Here is a 1,088-nt window from a genome sequence, read left to right as displayed (position 1 = left end):
AGCCGCAAAATCAAAAGTAGACGAAGCTGCGACAGAAGCAAGAAATAATATTAATCGTGCTTTGTCTAACAATGATGTAGATCAAGTAGTACATAATAGTACGGCATCAATAAATAATATCCAACCAGATATAGTTAAAAAAGAACAAGCAAAACGAGGTATAGATACTCAAGCAAAAATCAAAAAAGCCATCATTGATCAAACATCTGATGCAACGACAGAAGAAAAAGAAGCAGCGAAATCAAAAGTTGATGAAGAGGTAACAAAAGCAAAACATAGTATTGATCAAGCAGTAACAAATAGTGATGTAGATCAAGCAAAAGATAGAGGAACTGTTGCTATAAATAACATTCAGCCAGAAGTTGTAAAAAAAGAGACAGCTAAGACTTCTATTGATCAAATTGCATTAACTAGAAAAAACATCATTGATCAAACACCTGATGCAACAACAGAAGAAAAAGAAGCAGCGAAATCAAAAGTTGATGAAGAGGTAACAAAAGCAAAACGTAACATTAATCAAGCAGTTACAAATAATGATGTGAATCAAGTTGAGCATAATAGCACAATAGCAATTAATAATATTCAACCCAATATTATAAAAAAAATTGCAGCTAAAACGTTAATTGATCAAGTAGCAAGAGCTAAAAAAAATAATATTGATCAAACATCAAATGCGACAATAGAAGAAAAAGAAGCAGCAAAACAAAAAGTTGACGAAGAAGTTACAAAAGCAAAACATAGTATTGATCAAGCAATAACAAATAGTGATGTAGATCAAGCAAAAGATAGAGGAACTGTTGCTATAAATAACATTCAGCCAGAAGTTGTAAAAAAAGAGACAGCTAAGAATGCTATTGATCAAATTGCATTAACTAGGAAAGCCATCATTGATCAAACACCTGATGCAACGACAGAAGAAAAAGAAGCAGCGAAATCAAAAGTTGACGAAGAAGTCATAAAAGCAAAACATGGAATTGATCAAGCAAAAACAAATAATGACGTAGATCAAGTTGAACAAAATAGCACTACAATGATAAATAATATTCAGCCGACAGTAGTTAAAAAATCAGAAGCAAGACAAGCAATTG

General features: G+C 31.9%; 1 protein-coding gene. It reads left to right on the top strand.

Features of this window, described 5'->3' with window-relative positions; translation table 11 throughout:
- On the top strand, positions 1-1,088 hold a 1,088-nt coding region (locus HMPREF2561_RS10115), incomplete at both ends, for a DUF1542 domain-containing protein (RefSeq protein ID WP_141743267.1).

Origin of the sequence: Staphylococcus sp. HMSC069E10 (genome assembly GCF_001809205.1) — a bacterium.
GTDB classification, from domain to species: Bacteria; Bacillota; Bacilli; order Staphylococcales; family Staphylococcaceae; genus Staphylococcus; species Staphylococcus hominis.
This window is presented reverse-complemented; position numbering and strand designations above follow the sequence as displayed.